This is a genomic window from Pedobacter anseongensis (assembly GCF_037482965.1).
GTDB classification, from domain to species: domain Bacteria; phylum Bacteroidota; class Bacteroidia; order Sphingobacteriales; family Sphingobacteriaceae; genus Pedobacter; species Pedobacter anseongensis.
Map to the genome: position 1 here is coordinate 214,102 of NZ_JBBHKB010000002.1, position 19,654 is coordinate 233,755.

18 protein-coding genes are annotated in these 19,654 nt (G+C 37.4%); 10 read left to right on the forward strand and 8 right to left on the reverse strand.

Going from position 1 to position 19,654, the window contains the following annotated elements:
* Nucleotides 1-123: 123 nt before the first annotated feature.
* From WG904_RS08030 to rpsT, 4 genes are all read right to left on the reverse strand, one after another.
* Nucleotides 124-594 (reverse strand): hypothetical protein, encoded by a 471-nt coding sequence (locus WG904_RS08030; protein WP_339578791.1) that lies wholly within the window; start codon nt 592-594, stop codon nt 124-126.
* A complete protein-coding gene (locus tag WG904_RS08035; RefSeq protein WP_339578792.1) occupies nt 595-1,428 on the reverse strand; it encodes an endonuclease/exonuclease/phosphatase family protein in 834 nt (277 codons plus the stop codon).
* A 17-nt stretch (nt 1,429-1,445) separates the two neighbouring features.
* Nucleotides 1,446-2,150, reverse strand: a complete 705-nt coding sequence (gene radC, locus WG904_RS08040; RefSeq protein ID WP_339578793.1) for a RadC family protein — start codon at nt 2,148-2,150, stop codon at nt 1,446-1,448.
* 122 nt (nt 2,151-2,272) lie between these two features.
* On the reverse strand, nt 2,273-2,527 hold the full coding sequence (gene rpsT / locus WG904_RS08045; protein WP_055132277.1) for a 30S ribosomal protein S20: 255 nt from the start codon (nt 2,525-2,527) through the stop codon (nt 2,273-2,275).
* Between the two features lie 222 nt (nt 2,528-2,749).
* Between rpsT and purN the strand changes: the two genes are divergently transcribed.
* From purN to rodA, 7 genes are all read left to right on the forward strand, one after another.
* A complete protein-coding gene (purN, locus tag WG904_RS08050; RefSeq protein ID WP_339578794.1) occupies nt 2,750-3,328 on the forward strand; it encodes a phosphoribosylglycinamide formyltransferase in 579 nt (192 codons plus the stop codon).
* 76 nt (nt 3,329-3,404) lie between these two features.
* Nucleotides 3,405-4,931, forward strand: coding sequence for a bifunctional phosphoribosylaminoimidazolecarboxamide formyltransferase/IMP cyclohydrolase (gene purH / locus WG904_RS08055; RefSeq protein ID WP_339578795.1), 1,527 nt, complete (start codon nt 3,405-3,407; stop codon nt 4,929-4,931).
* A gap of 124 nt (nt 4,932-5,055) precedes the next feature.
* A complete protein-coding gene (locus WG904_RS08060; RefSeq protein WP_173272216.1) occupies nt 5,056-6,078 on the forward strand; it encodes a rod shape-determining protein in 1,023 nt (340 codons plus the stop codon).
* A 79-nt stretch (nt 6,079-6,157) separates the two neighbouring features.
* A complete protein-coding gene (mreC, locus tag WG904_RS08065; protein ID WP_339578796.1) occupies nt 6,158-6,997 on the forward strand; it encodes a rod shape-determining protein MreC in 840 nt (279 codons plus the stop codon).
* On the forward strand, nt 6,987-7,502 hold the full coding sequence (locus WG904_RS08070) for a rod shape-determining protein MreD (protein WP_339578797.1): 516 nt from the start codon (nt 6,987-6,989) through the stop codon (nt 7,500-7,502). Before mreC ends, WG904_RS08070 begins: the two co-directional genes overlap by 11 nt.
* Nucleotides 7,502-9,484 (forward strand): penicillin-binding protein 2, encoded by a 1,983-nt coding sequence (mrdA, locus tag WG904_RS08075; protein WP_339578798.1) that lies wholly within the window; start codon nt 7,502-7,504, stop codon nt 9,482-9,484. The genes WG904_RS08070 and mrdA overlap by 1 nt, the downstream gene beginning before the upstream one ends.
* Complete coding sequence (rodA, locus tag WG904_RS08080; protein WP_339578799.1) at nt 9,484-10,746, forward strand: rod shape-determining protein RodA; 1,263 nt, start codon at nt 9,484-9,486, stop codon at nt 10,744-10,746. The genes mrdA and rodA overlap by 1 nt, the downstream gene beginning before the upstream one ends.
* 9 nt (nt 10,747-10,755) lie before the next feature.
* On the opposite strand, the gene WG904_RS08085 is transcribed toward rodA, so the two are convergent.
* Entirely contained in the window at nt 10,756-11,838 is a 1,083-nt protein-coding gene (locus WG904_RS08085; protein ID WP_339578800.1) for a DUF8457 domain-containing protein, read from the reverse strand.
* A gap of 200 nt (nt 11,839-12,038) precedes the next feature.
* Here WG904_RS08085 and WG904_RS08090 point away from each other — a divergent pair, with 200 nt between their 5' ends.
* Nucleotides 12,039-12,614 carry a thymidine kinase gene (locus WG904_RS08090; RefSeq protein ID WP_339578801.1) on the forward strand — a complete coding sequence of 192 codons (576 nt, stop codon included), beginning with the start codon at nt 12,039-12,041 and terminating at the stop codon, nt 12,612-12,614.
* Between the two features lie 12 nt (nt 12,615-12,626).
* Here WG904_RS08090 and WG904_RS08095 read toward each other — a convergent pair whose 3' ends face one another.
* Nucleotides 12,627-15,497, reverse strand: coding sequence for a S8 family serine peptidase (locus tag WG904_RS08095; RefSeq protein ID WP_339578802.1), 2,871 nt, complete (start codon nt 15,495-15,497; stop codon nt 12,627-12,629).
* Between the two features lie 179 nt (nt 15,498-15,676).
* Here WG904_RS08095 and WG904_RS08100 point away from each other — a divergent pair, with 179 nt between their 5' ends.
* Nucleotides 15,677-16,090 (forward strand): VOC family protein, encoded by a 414-nt coding sequence (locus tag WG904_RS08100; RefSeq protein WP_339578803.1) that lies wholly within the window; start codon nt 15,677-15,679, stop codon nt 16,088-16,090.
* A gap of 1 nt (nt 16,091) precedes the next feature.
* On the forward strand, nt 16,092-16,535 hold the full coding sequence (locus WG904_RS08105) for an SRPBCC domain-containing protein (RefSeq protein WP_339578804.1): 444 nt from the start codon (nt 16,092-16,094) through the stop codon (nt 16,533-16,535).
* A gap of 54 nt (nt 16,536-16,589) precedes the next feature.
* On the opposite strand, the gene WG904_RS08110 is transcribed toward WG904_RS08105, so the two are convergent.
* Together WG904_RS08110 and WG904_RS08115 are read right to left on the reverse strand one after the other, a co-directional pair.
* Nucleotides 16,590-18,230 carry a TldD/PmbA family protein gene (locus WG904_RS08110; protein WP_339578805.1) on the reverse strand — a complete coding sequence of 547 codons (1,641 nt, stop codon included), beginning with the start codon at nt 18,228-18,230 and terminating at the stop codon, nt 16,590-16,592.
* 105 nt (nt 18,231-18,335) lie between these two features.
* Nucleotides 18,336-19,652, reverse strand: a complete 1,317-nt coding sequence (locus tag WG904_RS08115) for a TldD/PmbA family protein (protein WP_339578806.1) — start codon at nt 19,650-19,652, stop codon at nt 18,336-18,338.
* Between the last annotated feature and the right edge of the window lie 2 nt (nt 19,653-19,654).

Consider the following 19,654-nt stretch of genomic DNA (forward strand, 5'->3'; position numbering starts at 1 on the left):
TCATGATGGTTTCATTATTTTAGTATCTAGTATCAAGAGACGAGCGCTTGAAATAACATCTAGGATTAAATGCAAAGATATTATTTAATGCGGAAAGGAGAAAGGTGGTTTGCGATTATCACGTTATTTTTTTATGATAATGGGACCATTTAGCCTTCCTTTTTCGACACCATTGAGCCAAACATTTTGCAATATTATATTCGACCCATCGTCGTCATTAAATTCCCCAACCAATTTATCCTCGCTACCGTCTTTATAAGTAATAAACATGGTTACTTTTTTATTCGTAAAAGATTCTTGCTGAATATCAAAATAAAACTTCATAAAATATTTCTCAGTTGAGGAACCATAAATTTTAAAGTTCTTTGGAGCATCCATCATTCCATTATATAGTCGAACACGTACTCCATTTCTTACTGCATATACATCAATATCTTCTGCCTTTAAGGCATTAGATGTTCTTGGGTCAAGTAGATCCTCACCATTGCTATTCTGATACTTTAAGGTAACATCAACAGAATAATTAGTACAGCATTTCCTGTCACATGAAGCAAAAAAAAGCAATACTGCAAGTAAAATTAAAATCCTTTTCATTTAAAAAGTTAACCTAGCGAATACAGGTAAATGATCTGAATAGTAACGCTGATCTTTGCTATCCGATAAGGTAGCATGTTTTTGCACCTTAAATCCCGTGTTTACAAATATGTAGTCGATGGTTTGTTTTAACTCGCTATTAAAATTAAACGCATTAAATGTTCCGTTTGGCCCATAATGAGGTTCAACAGAAATATCTTTCGAATCAGTTAAAAAGGATTTAATCGTAGCAATCGCTTCAGTTTCTGGAGTTACATTTAAATCGCCCGTAAACACTACAGGTAGCTTTGGTGCGATTTCTTGTATTTTCTGTTTAATAAGCTTTGCTGCTTCAATTCTTGCCTTAACACCCACGTGATCAAAATGGGTATTGAAAACCATGAATTCCCTTTTATTTACTTTATCGTATAATCGAATCCACGTACACACCCGTTTTAGCGCTGCATCCCAACCAATACTTGGTACATCTGGGGTTGTTGACAGCCAAAAATTACCCGTTTGCTTTTTCACAAATCGCTCCTTATTAAAGTAAATTCCTGAAAATTCGTTTTTACGGATCCCATCGTCCCTCCCTACACCAACCGCATCGAAATTTGAGTTCTCCAATAAATAATCAAATTGATTGGCCATGGCCTCTTGCACTCCAACAATATCGGCATCATAAAATTTAAGCAAGGCTTTCACATTAGCCTTTCTATTTTCCCACATATTCACACCATCTGTAGTATTACTATACCTAATGTTATACGTAATTATATTAATTGGTTGATTTTTTTGAGCAAAGGTTAGCGACTTAACTAAAAGACACAAAACCAATATGGAGATTCTTTTCATACGATGCTAATTTACAACTATTTTATGAACCCCAAATCGGCCATGCTGATAAAAGTATTATCTGCTAAAATAATATGATCAAATACAGGCAATTCTAACAACTTCCCTCCCTCTACTAGCTTCTTCGTAATGTGAATATCCGACTTACTTGCGCTTAAGTTTCCCGATGGGTGATTATGTCCGAGTATAATCGCTGCAGCATTTTGTTCGAGCGCTATTTTAAATACAACTTTAGGGTCTACAATTGTCATTGCCTGTCCGCCCGTGCTAATACGCTGCTTCGCCATTACCCGATTTGCCCTATTAAGCAGCAAAATCCAAAATTCTTCGTGTTCCAAATCGGCTAATTCTGCTCTAAAAATAGTGAAAGCATCAACTGAGGAAATTATTTTTGGCAGGGCTTTATCACTTTCATTTTCCTTTCGCCGCCTACCTAGTTCTAATGCGGCTATAATGCCCAGGGCTTTCGCCATGCCAATGCCTTTAAATTTAGAGAGTTCTTTAATTCCCAGTTTGGCAACCCTGGCCAGATCGTTTTCGTAATATGTAAGTATTCGCTTACTTAAATCAACCGCTGTTTCAGCCTTATTTCCCGACCCAATTAGGATGGCTATTAATTCGGCATCCGTTAAGGCTCTCCGGCCTTGCAATATTAATTTTTCTCGGGGTCGATCTGCATCGGCCCAGGTTTTTATTCCTAATTTTTGGGTATAGTTTTCCATCCAGGCATTGGTTAATCATTCTAAAGAAGGATAGGGATGGATTTTGGTGAGCTAAGATAGGAATTTTGATGCAAAAAAAAATCCCGACTAAAAGCCGGGATTATATCGTTAATAAAACGAAACTATTTTAATCCGTTAACGAATTTTGTTAATTTAGATTTATTGTTAGCCGCCTTATTTTTGTGAATTACATTCTTTTTAGCTAAACGATCTAACATAGAAATTACTTTAGGTAATAACTCAGCACCAGTTTTTTTATCTTCAGCAGCACGTAATCTCTTAATAAAAGTACGTGTAGTTTTTGCTTGATATCTGTTACGTAGACGTTTTGTCGCGTTTGCTCTAATTCTTTTTAAAGACGATTTATGATTTGCCATTATTGTTTAGCCTTTTATCTTCTGTGTTTACTATTTTTCGGACTGCAAATATAGAGTTTATGTTTTTAAAATGCAAAATGCTTTTTAAATATTTTTTTATTATCTGCTATATGGTGATGAATGCCTCGTAAATTATTGCTCAAAATTGATAAATAATAGAAAACACTTTCATTACTAGGCTAAAATGCTATTTTTGAAAAAACATCTTAGGTTAACTAAATTATGAAGAAACGTATTGCCATTTTTGCTTCAGGATCAGGATCGAATGCTCAAAAACTAATGGAGCATTTTAAACGTAGCGCAGAAGTAGAAATTGCTTTAGTGTTAACAAACAATGCCGATGCATATGTTTTACAACGTGCAGATAGCTTCGAAATTCCATCGCATATTTTCGATCGCCACGAATTTTATCAGACGGACAGCATTATCGACCTCCTTAGAAACCTAGATATCGACTTAATTGTGCTTGCTGGATTTTTATGGTTAATCCCCAAAAATCTTATTCAAGAATATCCTGGAAGGATAATTAATATACACCCGGCTATCTTGCCCAAATATGGGGGGAAAGGAATGTATGGAGATTTTGTGCATAAAGCGATTATGGAAGCTGGCGAACCAGAAGGCGGCATCACCATCCATTATGTAAATGAGAATTATGACGAGGGAGAATATATATATCAAGCTAAGTACCGAATAGATAAAGGCGACAGCCTAGAAATGATTAAATTTAAAGGCCAGCAATTAGAACATTTGCATTATCCCCGGATTGTAGAAGGAGTTATTAAAAAGATTAAAAAGTGAGGCGTTTTTATTTGAAAATTCCTTAACAAAAATCAACACGATTTTGTACCTTTGCGGCTTAAAATAATACCCCCCAATGAGCCAGTCAATTCAAATCAAAAACGCTTTAATTTCAGTTTATTACAAAGACGGGTTAGCGCCTCTTGTGCAGCAATTAGCAAAACAAGGTGTAACCTTATTTTCAACCGGTGGAACCGAACAATTTATCAAAGATTTAGGCCTTCCTGTAACAGCAGTTGAAGATTTAACAGGCTATCCTTCGATTTTAGGTGGACGTGTTAAAACGTTGCATCCAAAAGTATTCGGTGGGATTTTAAATCGTAGAAATTTAGCAAGCGATCAAGAGCAAATTGCTCAATACGAAATACCTGAAATTGATTTGGTAATTGTTGATTTATATCCATTCGAAGAAACCGTAAAAGCGGGCGGAACCGATGCTGAAATTATTGAAAAAATTGATATTGGTGGCATTTCTTTAATCCGTGCTGCGGCAAAGAACTTTAACGACGTTGTAATCATTGCTTCGAAAGACGATTATGGCACCTTGCTTGGCGAATTGCAGAGTCAAGACGGGGCAACAACTATTGCTCAACGTAAGTCGTATGCAAAAAAAGCATTTCATACTTCTTCTCATTACGATACTGCCATCTTCAATTATTTTAACGCCGAAGAACCGCTTAATGTATTCAAGCAAAGTGTTAAAGAATCACAAACATTACGTTACGGAGAAAATCCTCATCAAAAAGGCACCTTTTACGGTAATTTAGATGAGATGTTTATCAAATTGAATGGAAAGGAATTAAGCTATAATAATTTAGTAGACGTGGATGCAGCGGTATCCTTGATTGATGAGTTTACTGAACCAACTTTTGCCATTTTAAAACATACCAATGCATGTGGTTTAGCTTCGAGAACTACAGTTTTGGAGGCCTGGAGAGATGCGTTAGCATGTGATCCCGTTTCTGCCTTTGGTGGCGTGTTAATTACCAACCAAGAAGTAGATCTAGCTACAGCGAGAGAAATTAACAATTTGTTTTTCGAAGTATTAATTGCCCCTTCGTATCAGACAGAAGCGATTGAATTATTTAAAGCAAAGAAAAACAGGGTGATTTTACAACGCAATGAGGTTGAATTAAGCAAAAAACAATTTAAAACATTGTTAAACGGCGTAATTGAACAAGATAAAGATTTGAGTTTAGAGACTGCTGAACAGATGACTGTAGTAACTGACCGAAAACCATCTGAAGCTTCTATTCGGGACTTAATTTTCGCTAATAAAATTGTGAAACATACCAAATCGAATACCATTGTTTTTGTGAAAGACAATGTGTTATTGGCGAGTGGAGTGGGTCAGACCTCCCGGGTTGATGCCTTAAAGCAGGCCATTGTGAAGGCCGAATCATTTGGTTTTAGCTTAAAAGATTCGGTGATGGCATCGGATGCATTTTTCCCTTTTCCAGATTGCGTTGAATTGGCTGCGGATGCTGGAATTATTGCTGTTTTACAGCCTGGCGGATCGATTAAAGATCAGGATTCGATAAATATAGCTAATCAAAAAGGCATTTCGATGGTAACCACGGGAGTAAGACACTTTAAGCACTAGGGAGCTGGAAGATGTGGCATGCAACTCTCAACCCTAAAGATTTTTAATTTTAAATATAATAAAAACACTATTTTTACATTTGAATAGTATACATTAACGAGCATATAAAAATTACAAGATATAAATGGGTTTATTTAATTGGTTTACACAAGAGGTAGCTATTGATTTAGGTACCGCGAACACCCTCATCATACATAACGACAAAGTAGTAGTAGACGAACCTTCCATAGTTGCTTTTGATAGGCAGACAAACAAAATCATTGCCATTGGTCGCCAAGCCATGCAGATGGAAGGTAAAACACACGATAATATTAGAACCGTTAGGCCACTTAAAGATGGTGTAATCGCTGATTTTAACGCTGCTGAAGCCATGATTAAAGGCATGATTAGAATGCTAAATGGCGGTAAAGGCTGGATGTTTCCTTCATTAAGAATGGTAATCTGCATCCCCTCGGGCATTACAGAAGTAGAGAAACGAGCAGTGAGAGATAGTGCCGAAATTGCAGGTGCAAAAGAAGTTTATTTGATACACGAGCCAATGGCTGCTGCTGTAGGAATTGGGATTGATGTAGAAGAGCCAATGGGAAATATGATTATCGATATTGGCGGTGGTACGACCGAAATTGCGGTAATTGCCTTATCAGGTATTGTATGCGATCAATCTATCCGCGTTGCGGGAGACAATTTCGACTCAGATATTGTAAATTATATTCGTCGCCAACACAACATTATGATTGGCGATCGTACTGCCGAAAAAATTAAAATCGAAGTAGGGGCTGCTTTACCAGAATTAGCTGACCCTCCAGCAGATTTTGCTGTTCAAGGGCGAGATTTGATGACAGGTGTACCAAAGCAAATTACGGTTTCGTATACAGAAATTGCCCACTGCTTAGATAAGTCGATTTCTAAAATTGAGGAAGCAATTTTAAAAGCATTAGAGATTACTCCGCCAGAGCTTTCTGCTGACATTTACCAAACTGGTATCTATTTAACTGGTGGTGGTGCATTATTGCGTGGCTTGGATAAGCGTGTAGCAGCTAAAACAAAACTACCTGTTCACGTAGCCGAAGATCCACTTCGTGCTGTAGTACGAGGAACGGGCATCGCACTAAAAAATATCGGTAATTTTAAATTTTTAATGCAATAACTAAGTTTGGAGTTCGGAGGTTTGAGTTGGGAGTGTCCCCTCAGCACTCTAAACTCCAAGCTCCAAACTCACAACTGGAATGCGTAACCTTTGGATTTTCTTCAGCAGATATAACGCATTCTTTTTCTTTGTTATTTTCTTTATTGTTGGCATTATCCTCTGCATTAAAAACAATGCCTATCAAAAAAGTATTACGCTAAATTCTACAAATGTGATAATAGGTAATGCTTACGAGCGATTAAATGTTGTTAAACGATACTTAAATCTAGGCCAAGTTAACGATAGTCTAGCGCTCGAAAATGCCAAACTAAAAACCGAGCTTATTAACCTTAGCACTATAGACAGCACTCAAATCTTAAAGATTAGCGATTCGCTTTACAAGCAACAATATACGTTGCTCTCTGCTAAAGTGATAAAAAATTCTATAAACCAACGCAATAATTTCATCACCGTTAATAAAGGAAGTAATGATGGAATTGTAAAAGACATGGCCGTAATCTCTCCAAATAAAGGTGTTGTAGGTTTTGTTACGGAGGTATCACCAAGTTTCTCTATCATCCGTTCGCTATTGAATAAAGAAACACTAATAAGTGTGGTGATCAAAAAAAATGGGGCATTTGGCTCGTTGGTTTGGGGAGAGGGAAATTTCGATATAAGAAAGGCCTATGTAAAAGAAATTCCTAACCATTATAAAATTAACCTAAGAGACACGATTATTACTTCTGGAGCGGGCGGCTTCCCTAAAGGCATTGTTGTAGGTCGTGTGAGCAAGACACAAATTGCTACTGGCGATAACTTTATGACTTTAGCAATCGATCTTTTTAACGACTTTGGCACTTTGCAATACGTGTACATCATAAAAGACCGACTTGCAATTGAACAAAAAACTTTAGAAGAAAAATTACCAAATGAACAGTAGAATTATACTTATTAATGTATTGAGGTGGGTTGTACTTTTATTTGTACAAATCTTCTTACTGCGTAATATTGGCTTCTATAATCTATCTACACCATTTATTTATATCTTATTTGTTTTAGTACTTCCCTTTAATGTACCCAATTTATTGTTGTACATTCTTGCTTTTTCAACTGGTTTAACGATAGATGCTTTTTACGATACTTTAGGGGTTCATGCTACGGCATGTGTGGTATTGGCCTTCGCTCGTATTTCATTTATATCGATAAGCTTAAACCGAGAAGCAGTAGATGAGCCAGAACCTTCTTTAGGCAATATGGGATTTCGTTGGTTTGCGTTGTATGCTTTATTATGTATTTTCTTGCATCATTTGCTTGTGTTTTTTCTTGAAGCCTTTAAACTATCTGAATTTACCTATACCTTAGGCAGAACGCTTTTAAGCACTAGCTTATCGCTATTCGTTATCCTACTAAGCGAATTTATTTTTCATAATCGAAAATCGAGCTAATGGAACAATTGTTTAATAGAAGATTTGTTATTCAAGGATTATTTATTCTATTGGGACTAATTTTGATAGGCAAATTGTTTTATATGCAAGTTGTTAGCGATAAATATTTTTTAGATGCTAATAGTAATGCACTTCGTAGAGAATATGTATTTCCAGCAAGGGGAGCAATTTTTGATCGTAACCACAACGTATTAGTTCAAAATCAACCTACTTATAATTTATTGGTTACCCCGTATTTAGTAAAACCTTTCGATACACTATCCCTTTGTAAGATTTTAGGAATTGATACGGTAGAATTTAATAAACAGTTTCGTAAAGCAGTGGGATATTCTCGTACTGCGCCATCTATTTTCCAGAAATTATTATCAGTCGAAACGTATGCTGCACTTCAAGAGAAAATGCCGAATTATAGAGGATTTGAAGTTCAAAAAAGAACCATACGATATTACCCGGATAGCATAGCCAGCCAGTTTCTAGGCTATGTAAAGGAAGTAAGACCAAGAGATTTAGAAATGTACAATGGTTATTATAAATCTGGCGATGATATTGGAAAAAGTGGAATAGAATTGTCTTACGAACCTTGGCTTAGAGGAACAAAAGGCGTGAAATATGTTTTATATAATAATAAAAATGTTGCACAAGGAAGTTATGCAGATGGCAAGCTCGATTCGTTAGCCATATCAGGAGAACCCTTAATTACTACCTTAGACAGTAAAATACAAAAGCTTGCCGAACAATTACTCACCAACAAACTAGGAAGTGTAGTGGCGATAGAACCCAGCACTGGTGAAGTGCTGGCTTTTGTAAGTAGCCCAGGCTATGATCCAAATAAAATTATCGGAAAAGAAGGTGGCAAAAATTTCGCTGAATTAAGTAAAAATTTATATAAACCCTTAGTAATTCGACCAATTTCAGGCCAATATTCACCAGGTTCTGCCTTTAAACCCTTAGATGCATTAATTGCCCTGCAAGATGGCATCATTACTCCTGCTTCAACTATCTATTGCCCAGGATATTTTACAGTAGGAAAAACGAAGTTCAGATGTGAGCATCAGGATGGAAATACAAACTTAAGATGGGGACTTTCTCGTTCTTGCAATACTTATTTTTGGACTATTTTTCAAAGAATGATTACTAAGAACGGGCTTAGAAACCAAAAAACTGCTTATGAGGAATGGCAAAATAAAGTACGAAAATTTGGAATTGGCGATACATTAGGCCTCGATTTACCTGGAGAGAAAGCGTTTAAACTATTCCGAAAAGCAGATTACGATAAAAAATTTGGAAAGTATTGGGGGTATGGTTCCATTTTATCTATAGGGATTGGACAGGGAGAAATAACTACGACTCCTTTACAAATGGCAAATATTATGGCAATTATTGCCAACAGAGGATATTACATTAAGCCCCATGTAGTAAAAGCCATCGGCAACAATAAACCCATCGATAAAAAATATTACGAAAAACATTATGTAGGTATTGATAAAAAACATTTTGAGCCTGTAATTGATGGTATGCAGGATGCTGTAAATACATCAACTGGAACAGCAACAGAATCGCGTTTACAAAACATCATCATGTGCGGTAAAACAGGAACTGTTCAAAATGCTGGAAAAAATCACTCTGTATTTATTGGCTTTGCACCCCGAGAAAATCCAAAAATCGCTATTGCAGTAATTATCGAAAATGGGGGTTATGGAGGTGCTTATGCCGCACCAATTGCCAGTTTTATCACTGAAAAATATTTAACGGATAGTTTAAAAGGAAGATTAATCAACGGTAGTACATTAGAGAAATATAAGGCAGCCAATTTATTGCCCGTTTTAAAAAGCAAAATTGTAAAACCTGTGCTTCCTAAAGACAGTGTTACCAAACCAGACGGCATCCATAAATCGGTGCCTGGTAAAAGTAAAACTACACCCAGTAAATTAAACTCGAACGCAATCATTCAAAAAAAATCAACGCTTAAGCAAAAAAATTAATGCAACAGCAGAGCAACCGTTTTTTCTTCAATGTAGATTGGGTAACCATACTGATCTATATTGCCTTATGCGCAATTGGGTTCTTAAATATTTACTCAGCGGCATTTGACCCGGACAAGTCAGAAGCGTTTAGTTTTGCCGCAGAATATGGGAAACAACTTATTTTTATAATTACTGGTCTTATTTTAGGCTTAGCCATCTTATTATTTGATGCAAAATTTTTCAGTGTGTTTGCCCCTGTTGTATATGGAGTTACCATACTGCTTTTAATGGCAGTTCTTCTAGTGGGTCAAAAAGTTGGTGGTAATCAGGCTTGGATCGCCATCGGGTCTTTTAAACTCCAGCCCTCTGAGTTTGCAAAATTTGGAACTGCATTATTGTTGGCACGATACATCAGTACCTTTAATATCAAGTTAAATACGATAAGACCTGTTTTAATTGCTGGCGCAATTATCTTGTTACCCATGTGTTTAATCATGTTGCAACCAGATGCAGGATCGATGTTGGTATTTTTATCATTCATGTTTCCCCTCTACCGTGAGGGTTTACCCGGAAATTTTTTGCTTCTATTTTGGGGAATGGTTGTATTATTTATCCTTAATTTGTTTTTGAGCCAACTTATTTTAATCTCTTCCATTATAGCAATCGGTGGTCTAATTATTTATTTTAATCGTAAAAAACAGCAAAAAATAATCAGGATTGGAGTAATAACCTTTTTAGCGATTGGCTATTTATTCGTGGCTAAATTTGTTTTTTTAAATGTTTTACAACCTCATCAGCAAACACGTATAGAACTAATCTTAGGTCTTAAAACCGACAAAAAAGGAGCTGGGTATAATGTAATTCAGTCTAAAATTGCGATTGGTGCTGGACAAGTTACCGGTCGCGGTTTTTTACAAGGCACACAAACAAAATATCGCTATGTGCCCGCACAAAGTACCGACTTTATCTTTTCTACGATTGGTGAAGAATGGGGCTTTCTAGGCTGTACGGTAGTGATTGGGCTTTTTTTATTTTTATTGCTGCGCATTATCAATATGGCCGAAAGACAACGATCAGTTTTTTCGAGGGTATATGGCTATTGTATTGCCTGTATTATCTTCTTCCATGTCTTTATTAACATTGGCATGGCCATCGGCATTATGCCAGTTATCGGCATTCCATTACCATTTATTAGCTATGGGGGCTCTTCGTTGTGGAGCTTTACGGTACTGTTGTTTATCTTTTTGAAACTCGATTCGAACAGGATGGGATTTATTTAGCGTTTTAAGCTACTTAAACCTTTGATTCAACAACGCATAGAACTTATCAACCGTTGCTTGTTTTTCGGCCCAATTATTTTTAACGGCATAATTTTTCTTGAAGAAATTATCTGCAGATTCAAAATTTGGTAACTTATTGGCTAAATCTATCGCTTCGGCATAGGCAAGATTATAGCCATTAAAAAGGTCTTTAGTGTAAAGTAATTTGTCGTTTAAGTTAATGCCCTGTTTTAAATCGCTAATGCGATTAGCGCCATTGCTATCGTTTACTCCTTTATCACTTTTTGCAGCAAGTAAATCGTTTAAGGTTGGCTTGTAGCTCGGATCTTCTACCGCTACTTGCGCTGTATTAATAATGGGTTCAACTGCTTCTTCTAAGGTTAAATCTTCTTCTTCGATTGGAAATTCTGCAGCCACAGTTTTCGATACAAGAAAGGGCTCTGGACCGATTTCATCATCCTCTACAGGCGCTTCAATGCTAATTTCATTTAGTTTTCTTTTTTGAGCAAGTATGTTTTCTTCTTCTTGACTTAATGGACGATTAAAAAGTTCATCAACAGATTTCTCTTCAAACTCGAATTTTTCATCGTTTTTTATTTTGTTATAATCTGCCATGAAGTTATCATTTTGAACATATTGATTTCTATTTTCTTGTGGTATGTTCTCCATAGTTTTGTTATCTTCAGGTAAACTACCGTTCTCTGCAGAATCCTTCAATATAAACTCAAATGACGAAGGCGTTTGGTCTAGCTTAAAAATTTCTTTGGGTTCTTTGGTAAAGGTAATTTCTTCTTGCTGCTCTTCCTGTAACGAATCCCCATAATACTTCATTTCAAGCTCGTCGCTTCTATCTTCAATTGCATTATCGATTTTAGGCTCATTGGCTGCAACTTTAATTTCAAGAGGTGTTTCCGTACGCTTACTTACTTTGATAAGGATTTGTGCGTGATCTGACAAAAAATCGGCATTTGCATGAAAGAGATCTAGTTCCAATTCATTGAGCTTTTGAGGGTTTTGCGCTAAAAATTCGTATTGGGTATTTAGCTCATTCAATATCAATCCAATTTTCTTAAAAAGGTCTTCAGTGTTCATCTGTTGCTTTATTTAGTATCAATGGTTAGACGGAGCCTTTGACAATCACAATAATATTTTAAAGATTATATTGATTATGTCGGGTTCATCATAGCAATTAAACGAAAAAATATTTTGTTTATGTTAATAGCGTATTCAAAAGTAAGATAAAAATCTGTTACTTGCGTGGAGTTTATCCTAATTTTCCCTAAGTTTGAAGCATGTTATTTAGTGAGCAAAACTTTAGAAGAGGAGAATTTTGCGGAAGCATCGAGGTGATTTGTGGCTCTATGTTTTCTGGTAAAACGGAAGAATTAATCAGAAGATTAAAGCGCGCACAAATTGCAAAGCTAAATGTAGAAATTTTTAAACCCAAAACTGATACACGCTATGATGAAACGGCTGTAGTATCGCACGATTTAAATTCTATACAATCTACACCCGTAGGGCATTCCTCATCAATCTTACTTTTAGGCACCAATACTCAAGTGGTGGGTATAGATGAAGCTCAGTTTTTTGATGAAGAGCTACCTGATGTTTGTAATAAACTTGCATTAAAAGGTATTCGCGTAATTATAGCCGGCTTAGACATGGATTTTCAAGGTAAGCCGTTTGGTCCAATACCCGCATTATTAGCCATTGCCGAACATGTTACTAAAGTTAATGCAGTTTGTATGCAATGTGGTAGTCCAGCAGTATATTCTTATCGTACAGCTGCTAGCGATGCGAAGATTTTATTGGGGGAAAAAGATAGTTATGAGCCAAGATGTAGAGCATGTTACAATGCCTTGGGGTAGTTCTACATAATACTATTTCACCACCATTAATTTAAGAGTCTTCCGATAACTTCCCGCTCGTAATTCATAAAAATATACCCCAGGATCTAATTTTGTTAAATTAAACGGCACACTATAACTTCCAGCATTTAGTATTTCGTTTACCAAGGTTTGAATTACCTTTCCATTTACGTTTGTTACCGTTAATTTTGTGAGCGATTTTTCGGCAAGGTTAAATGGAATATTGGTTAATGATTTTGCCGGATTCGGATAATTTTGCTTCAACAAAAAGCCTCCCAGCTCGCCAGATGTAGGATCGGTTGTATTATTGGGTAAAGTCGAGTATTTTGTGAGTGCTGCATTCCCGCTATTTAGCAAATCAGTTAGATTATCGCCGCTAATAAAAGCATAGGCAACTGTTATTGAACCACTTGCAGCAATGTTATAAGGACCAGTTCCAATGCTATACATAATGTCGTAACCATTCCCTGAAGTACCCAAGCTTGTTGCTTTAATCCCCGAACTTAGGGCTTGATATTTTTCGGCGACTGTAAATTTATTATCCGCTAATGGATCACCAGTTAACTGATACGACATTGGGTAATATAAAGCAGGTGCGGTATTGGTTAATAATTTTACTCCAGCATATGGATAGTCTGCATTTTTTCGCGCAAAGGCATAAGCCGTTTTAGTTGCAGCATCGTATTGTGTAGCATTAGAAGATGCTTCATCTAAATCCCAATCGGTAAACATACCCGTATAAATTCCCTGCAAAGCAGTAGAAGAAGTATTGGTTATCACATACTCTACAATAACGTATTTATCGTCTGGGGCGCTAGCATAGGCCAACATTCTAGATTTCACTTTTAATCCTATCGGATTAGTGGCTTTCTCATCACTAAATGTAGCTACCCCTTCGAACGCAGCAGTAGTTCCACCTACTTTTGAAGCACTAATTAGTTTACCGAAATCCTCACTATAATTACCATCATTTCGAGCATTATTTGATACCTGGGTAGCCGATTTACCAATCATTAAAGCAGCTTCATAAAGCATAGGTTCATCTTTATAAATAAATCCCAAACCACCTGCTGCATCACCTTTGCTAAAACCTACCCTACCATTAGAACTCAGCGTAGTACTCACTTTGTTTACAGTTATGTTTAAATAATCGAGATTCACCGTAACTAAAATGAACTCCGAATCCGTAAAACTTCCGCCAACGTTTGTACCTGAATACGTAAGTTTAAAGGTAACATCGTTATTTTGCGGTGCAGTTCCAAGGATCTTTATCCTTATCGGACCAATATTTTCTTTAGTCTCTAATGTTGCCATATTTCCTACAGAAATAGTAGGATCGAGTACTTGTACATACTGACTTGTGCTCGAAATACCTACTGTTAGCCCACTTATCGGCGCTAAAAAGCTCTTTAAATCTAGATTTAGGGTAATATCGTTTCCAGGGGCTCTGCTACCCCCCGTTTGATCGTTTACCGTAATCTGTTGGTAACGTACTGATGACGTAGTTTGCGTTAACGCATTAAATACATTTAACCTACCTTTTCCAATTTTATTGGCGAAAGTTGGGTTAAGGTTATCAATCGGATCGGCTGTAGTTCTTAATACTTCACCTATCTGTAAACCATTGTAAGAGGGATATTTTGCTTTTACCAATGCTGCAGCACTTGCAACCATTGGGGTAGCCATCGAAGTCCCGCTTAACGAGCCGTATTTATTTGCATTTAACGTATTGTAAATGGACGAACCCGGCGCCGAAATATCTACTGTGTAGCCGTAATTCGAAAAACTCGATTTTATATCACTATTGTTTACTGAAGCCACCGAAAACACACCCTTATACGCTGCCGGATAGCTCGGGTCTTCTGTAGATTCGTTACCTGCTGCTGCAATAACCAAACTCCCTTTGGCTACTGCATAATCGATCATCTCTTGTCCAAACTGCCCTCCCCCTGGACCACCCCAAGAACAATTGATGATTTTTGCACCGTGATCTGCTGCGTATTTAATGCCTTCGTAGCCCTTATAGATTGATGTGGCATTATTATCTGCACCAGTTTTCACAATCATCAGCTTTGCATTAAAGGCAATGCTTGCAACTCCTTTTGCATTATTGCTCACGGCACTGGCAATACCACTCACATGAACACCATGATCGGTCGAATCGCTCGTTACATCTGGATTGTTATCGGCAATCATGGTCGACGCTGAATTACCTACAAAATCCCAACCAAAATAATTATCAATATAACCGTCTTTATCGTCATCAATGCCATTTACTGGATCGCCTGCATTTACATAAATATTACCTGCTAAATCTTCATGTTGTAAATCAGACCCCGAATCTACGATGCCAATAATTACTGAACTCGCATCTTTAAGTACGTCCCAGGCTTGAGTTACTTGCAATTTTGTAAAATAAGTCTGCAAAGAAAAACTAGCGTCATTAGGTACAAAAGAAGTTCTATAAACATAACTTGGCTCGGCATATAGAATTTGTTCGTCTTTTAACAAGGCATTTATTACGGCAGTAATATTTTTATTGCCTTCATATCTTGCAACGTAGAGATCACTTAAATCGGGTAATGAACCTTGAGCTAAAGCTTGTGTTCCAACTGTTTTTGTTTCGTTTGAGAATAATTTATTAAGACTAATAATCGATACTCCATTAGCCGTAAGTGCTATTTTTGCACTCGAAGCAATGCTATTTACCTGTTTATTGGCCGATTTCTTAAATTTAATGATAAGGGTATTAGGTAGATAATCTTTAGCATTTACCCCTTTAGGCAGTACGAATTTAGCTCTTGTAGCAAGTGATTTTGGGTCTTCTTGCTTAAAGGCTAAGAGTATAAAGAGGAAAAGTAAAAAGGGGTAGAGTTTCTTCATTCAGTAATTTATAGCGTACATCACGAATATATTGAGAATCAATGTTTAATGCAAGCATATTCTTATTTATGCTACGGTTCTTTAGGGCAATTGTCGCATATACCCCTCTTTTTTGTCTGCTTTCACCAGCGCGTATTTCAAAAATAATACCCACCTTTAAATAACCTTAAAATAAAATTATGACAAAAGAAATCTGGTTTAATTTACCCGTAGCAAATATTCAGAAATCGGTAGATTTCTTTTCCAAAATAGGATTTACGCCTAATACACGTTTCCCATTTACCGAGACCATGGCCTCGTTCTTTATCGGAGAGAAAAAGGTGGTGATGATGTTGTTTATCAATGAACAAATTGCCGAATTTAGTGGCAATAAAATTGCGGATACTAGCAAAGGTACCGAAGTTTTATTTTCAATTGATGCGGAAAGCAAAGAAGAAGTAGATGAAATGCTTCAAAAAGCTGAAGCTGCCGGTGGCACTATTTATGCACATGGAGGAGAAAAAGATGGCTGGATGTATGGCGGGGGGTTTGTAGACTTAGATGGGCACAGATGGAATTTATTATATATGGATTTTAGCAAAATGAAAGGATAATATGGATTTTAAAATCGAAATTAATGCCCCAAGAGAAAAAGTATGGGACGTACTTTTTGGGAAAAACACCTATCCGATATGGACCAAAGCTTTTGCCGAAGGCTCTCGTGCTGAAACCGACTGGAAAAAGGGAAGTAAAGCTTTGTTTTCAGATGGAAGCGGCAAAGGAATGATTTCTCGCATAGCCGATAATGTGCCTAACGAGTTTATGTCTATTGAACATTTGGGTATGTTCGATCACGGTGTTGAAGATTATGACAGTGAAAATGTAAAGAGTTGGGCAGGTGCGAAAGAAAATTACACCTTAGTGGATTCGAATGGTAAAACCGATTTGCTTATATACATGGAAATGGACGAATCGGAAAAAAATAAACCGATGATTGATATGTTTGCCCAGATGTGGCCGAAGGCGCTGAAAAGCGTGAAGGAACTTGCAGAAAGTTAAGTTAAACCTCGCAGGTTCCGGACCTCGCAGGTTGCCAACCTGCGAGGTCTATTATTAACCCAACCTACTTCCAGTATTTATCACTTTAACGCCATTAAAACGGGTAGTTGCACTTCCGTGCGATACTGCACTTACCTGACTTGGTTGCCCCTTTCCATCAGAAAATGTGCCTCCTAGGCGATAATCATTCCCACCACAACGTTTTGCACAAGTGTTCCAAAATTCTTGTGTATTGGATTGGTAAGCAGCATCTTTATACATTCCTACAATTTTGCCCTCCTTAATTTCGTAGGCCAATTGCGCGCTAAATTGAAAATTATAGCGCTGTTGATCAATGGAGTAAGAATTTCTGCCAAACATATAAATCCCTTTCTCTACATCCTTCACCATATCTGCAGCCGTTAATTCTGTCGAATCTGGCGCTAAAGATACATTTGGCATTCGCTGAAATTGAATACTATCCCAACTATCGGCATAACAACAGCCTTGCGATTCTTTTAGCCCTAAAATATGTGCTTGGTCGCGAATAGTTTGATAATTTACCAAAATTCCTTTCTTGATGATGTCCCATTTACCACATTTCACACCTTCATCGTCATATCCCACCGCACCTAATGATCCAACTTCCATTTTATCGGCTATAACATTAACCTGATCACTACCAAAGTTGAACTTTTTGCTCTCCCATTTATCTAGGGTTAAGAAACTAGTACCCGCATAATTTGCTTCATAGCCTAACACACGATCTAATTCTGTAGGGTGACCAACCGATTCGTGGATAGTTAAAAACAAATGCGAAGGATCTAACACCAAATCGTATTTACCTGCAGGAATGGGTTTTGCTTTTAATTTTTCGGCCACATGTACGGTTGCTTCTTTAACGTCTTCGAACATATCGTAACGCTTCTTGTAAAGTGTTACAGGCCCGCCTTTAATCTTCTCGCTTTCTTTTGGGGTAAGATATTCATAGCCCATTCCCATTGGTGCACTTAACGCATTTCTGGTTTCGAATTTCCCACTCAAAGCATCTGTTTTGGTAACGGTAAAATTGGGCCAGATCCGATGGATATCTTGATCAATATACGAACCATCTGTTGAAGCAAAATATTTTTGCTCGTTTACCATAAACAGATTGGAACTCACAAATTTAGCACCTCCTTTTAAGGCCTCACTGTTTACATTTAAAAGCAAATCTACTTTTTGAGGGATAGGTACTTCGAAAGCATTTACCTCGAGAGGTGTTTTCCAACTTACTTCACCATAACCCTTTTGTGGAGCCAATTGAACGGGTTCACTCATCAATTTCGAATTGCCCTTTGCAATGGCCACCGCTAATTCTGCAGCTTTGGCGATACTATCGTTGTCCATATTATTTGTAGCTGCAAAACCCCAAGAGCCATGCGCTAAAACGCGAACACCCATGCCGTACGACTCGCTATTGGCTACATTTTCTACGCGAGCATCACGAGTGGCAACCACTTGATTTAAATACCGTCCTATACGAACATCGGCGTAGGTTGCGCCCTTAGCTTTAGCTGCATTTAGAGCCACGTCGGCCATTTGCTTCTTCAGTTTTACATCAATAGGTGTTAGTGCCTCTTCTACAGAAATTAACTTTCCAAAGGTGTTTAAGCTCGGCAACAGGGTTGCTCCGGCACCTAAACCTGCGGTATATAAAAAATCTCTTCTTCTCAATTTATTTTATTTAAATTATTTCGGCTCAAAGTGTTTCGTCATATCTCGTCGCTTCTTAGGTCGCTCGCTCGATATGACGATTCTAGTAATTTACAATCTTGCAGGTTAAATCGCATCAGACAACGATGAAAATGTAAAATCTTTTATTTTCATCGGCGGAATCATCCCGCTTCCCGTTCTTACTGGTTTACCTAAAGCTTCAACATTATTTAGCATAATAATCGGACTTTCGTTAAACCTGAAATTTTTGATTGGAAACTTAATTTCGCCATTTTCAATATAAAAAGTACCGTCGCGCGTAAGTCCAGTTAGTAATAAAGTTTGAGGATCTACAGAACGGATATACCAAAAACGGGTTACTAAAATTCCCTTTTCTGTACTTTTTATCAAATCTTGTAGGGATTGTGTTCCTCCCTCAATTACCATGCTTCTCCCCCCTGGCATAGGTTCTACTCCTTTTTTATTAGCCCAAAATCTCGAGTACGATAAATTTTTAACCACACCTTTCTCTACCCATTGTGTTCTTTTGAGTGCCATTCCGTCTCCATTCCAAGTTGCCGAAGGAATTTCAGGATTCATTGGATCTGAATAAATATTCACATTTTCAGAAAATAATTGTTCGCCTAAACGCGTTCCTCCACCTTTTTTACTCATAAAACTTCGTCCCTCATCTGCGCTCCGGGCATCAAAACCCCTAAACATATTCCCCAAAATATCGCTTGCTGCTAAAGGTTCAAGAATTACAGTATATTTTCCGGGCTCGATAGCTTTCGCACCCGCAGAGCCGGTAGCTTTATTTGCCGCAATTTTACTCAAGGCAAGCACATCCATTTTACTTAAATCGTTAAAGTCTTGCTCAACATAACCTGAACCTGTTCCCTCTTTATTTCGTATCGTTACCGAAAAGGATACATTGGTCGATTTATTATATGCAAATAAACCCTTAGAATTCATTACCGAATTAAACCGAGTTGAATTTTCTAAGAAACCCGCTGCATCTAACCCAGCAGCTTTGGCTATGCTTAAACTTTTACCTACCATATCTGCTCGTGTATCGGGGGTCATGGCCGCTGTATTAGCATTATAAGTTGCCGATTCTTGGAAGGTCTGTGGGCCTAATAAAGGCATCGCTTCAGGGTTTTCTGGTGCCAGCATCGCTAACTCTTCTGCCCTGCTAACCACTTTCTTGAGTGATGCATCATCAAATTCGTTGATTGAGGCAGATCCTGTTTTTTTCCCAAAAATAGCGTTTACCGATAAGCTCATTACATTGATTTGTCCGGCAGTAGACACCGCATTGCGTGCATAACGAATGTTCCCTCCGTTTGATCCGTTTAAACTTACTTCGCATCCATCGGCTTTCGAGTAGCTAAGTACTTTTTTTAATATTGCTTGGGCTTCTTCTTTACTTAATATGGCCATAA

What these genes read in the sequence shown, in the direction of transcription:
- radC (WP_339578793.1), bottom strand. Translation starts at nt 2,150, where the DNA reads ATGGAAAACTATACCCAAAAATTAGGAATAAAAACCTGGGCCGATGCA.
- WG904_RS08105 (WP_339578804.1), top strand. Translation starts at nt 16,092, where the DNA reads ATGGATTTTAAAATCGAAATTAATGCCCCAAGAGAAAAAGTATGGGAC.
- WG904_RS08090 (WP_339578801.1), top strand. Translation starts at nt 12,039, where the DNA reads ATGTTATTTAGTGAGCAAAACTTTAGAAGAGGAGAATTTTGCGGAAGC.
- mrdA (WP_339578798.1), top strand. Translation starts at nt 7,502, where the DNA reads ATGGAACAATTGTTTAATAGAAGATTTGTTATTCAAGGATTATTTATT.
- rodA (WP_339578799.1), top strand. Translation starts at nt 9,484, where the DNA reads ATGCAACAGCAGAGCAACCGTTTTTTCTTCAATGTAGATTGGGTAACC.
- WG904_RS08070 (WP_339578797.1), top strand. Translation starts at nt 6,987, where the DNA reads ATGAACAGTAGAATTATACTTATTAATGTATTGAGGTGGGTTGTACTT.
- mreC (WP_339578796.1), top strand. Translation starts at nt 6,158, where the DNA reads ATGCGTAACCTTTGGATTTTCTTCAGCAGATATAACGCATTCTTTTTC.
- WG904_RS08085 (WP_339578800.1), bottom strand. Translation starts at nt 11,838, where the DNA reads ATGAACACTGAAGACCTTTTTAAGAAAATTGGATTGATATTGAATGAG.
- purN (WP_339578794.1), top strand. Translation starts at nt 2,750, where the DNA reads ATGAAGAAACGTATTGCCATTTTTGCTTCAGGATCAGGATCGAATGCT.
- WG904_RS08030 (WP_339578791.1), bottom strand. Translation starts at nt 594, where the DNA reads ATGAAAAGGATTTTAATTTTACTTGCAGTATTGCTTTTTTTTGCTTCA.
- WG904_RS08100 (WP_339578803.1), top strand. Translation starts at nt 15,677, where the DNA reads ATGACAAAAGAAATCTGGTTTAATTTACCCGTAGCAAATATTCAGAAA.
- WG904_RS08060 (WP_173272216.1), top strand. Translation starts at nt 5,056, where the DNA reads ATGGGTTTATTTAATTGGTTTACACAAGAGGTAGCTATTGATTTAGGT.
- WG904_RS08095 (WP_339578802.1), bottom strand. Translation starts at nt 15,497, where the DNA reads ATGAAGAAACTCTACCCCTTTTTACTTTTCCTCTTTATACTCTTAGCC.
- rpsT (WP_055132277.1), bottom strand. Translation starts at nt 2,527, where the DNA reads ATGGCAAATCATAAATCGTCTTTAAAAAGAATTAGAGCAAACGCGACA.
- purH (WP_339578795.1), top strand. Translation starts at nt 3,405, where the DNA reads ATGAGCCAGTCAATTCAAATCAAAAACGCTTTAATTTCAGTTTATTAC.
- WG904_RS08115 (WP_339578806.1), bottom strand. Translation starts at nt 19,652, where the DNA reads ATGGCCATATTAAGTAAAGAAGAAGCCCAAGCAATATTAAAAAAAGTA.
- WG904_RS08035 (WP_339578792.1), bottom strand. Translation starts at nt 1,428, where the DNA reads ATGAAAAGAATCTCCATATTGGTTTTGTGTCTTTTAGTTAAGTCGCTA.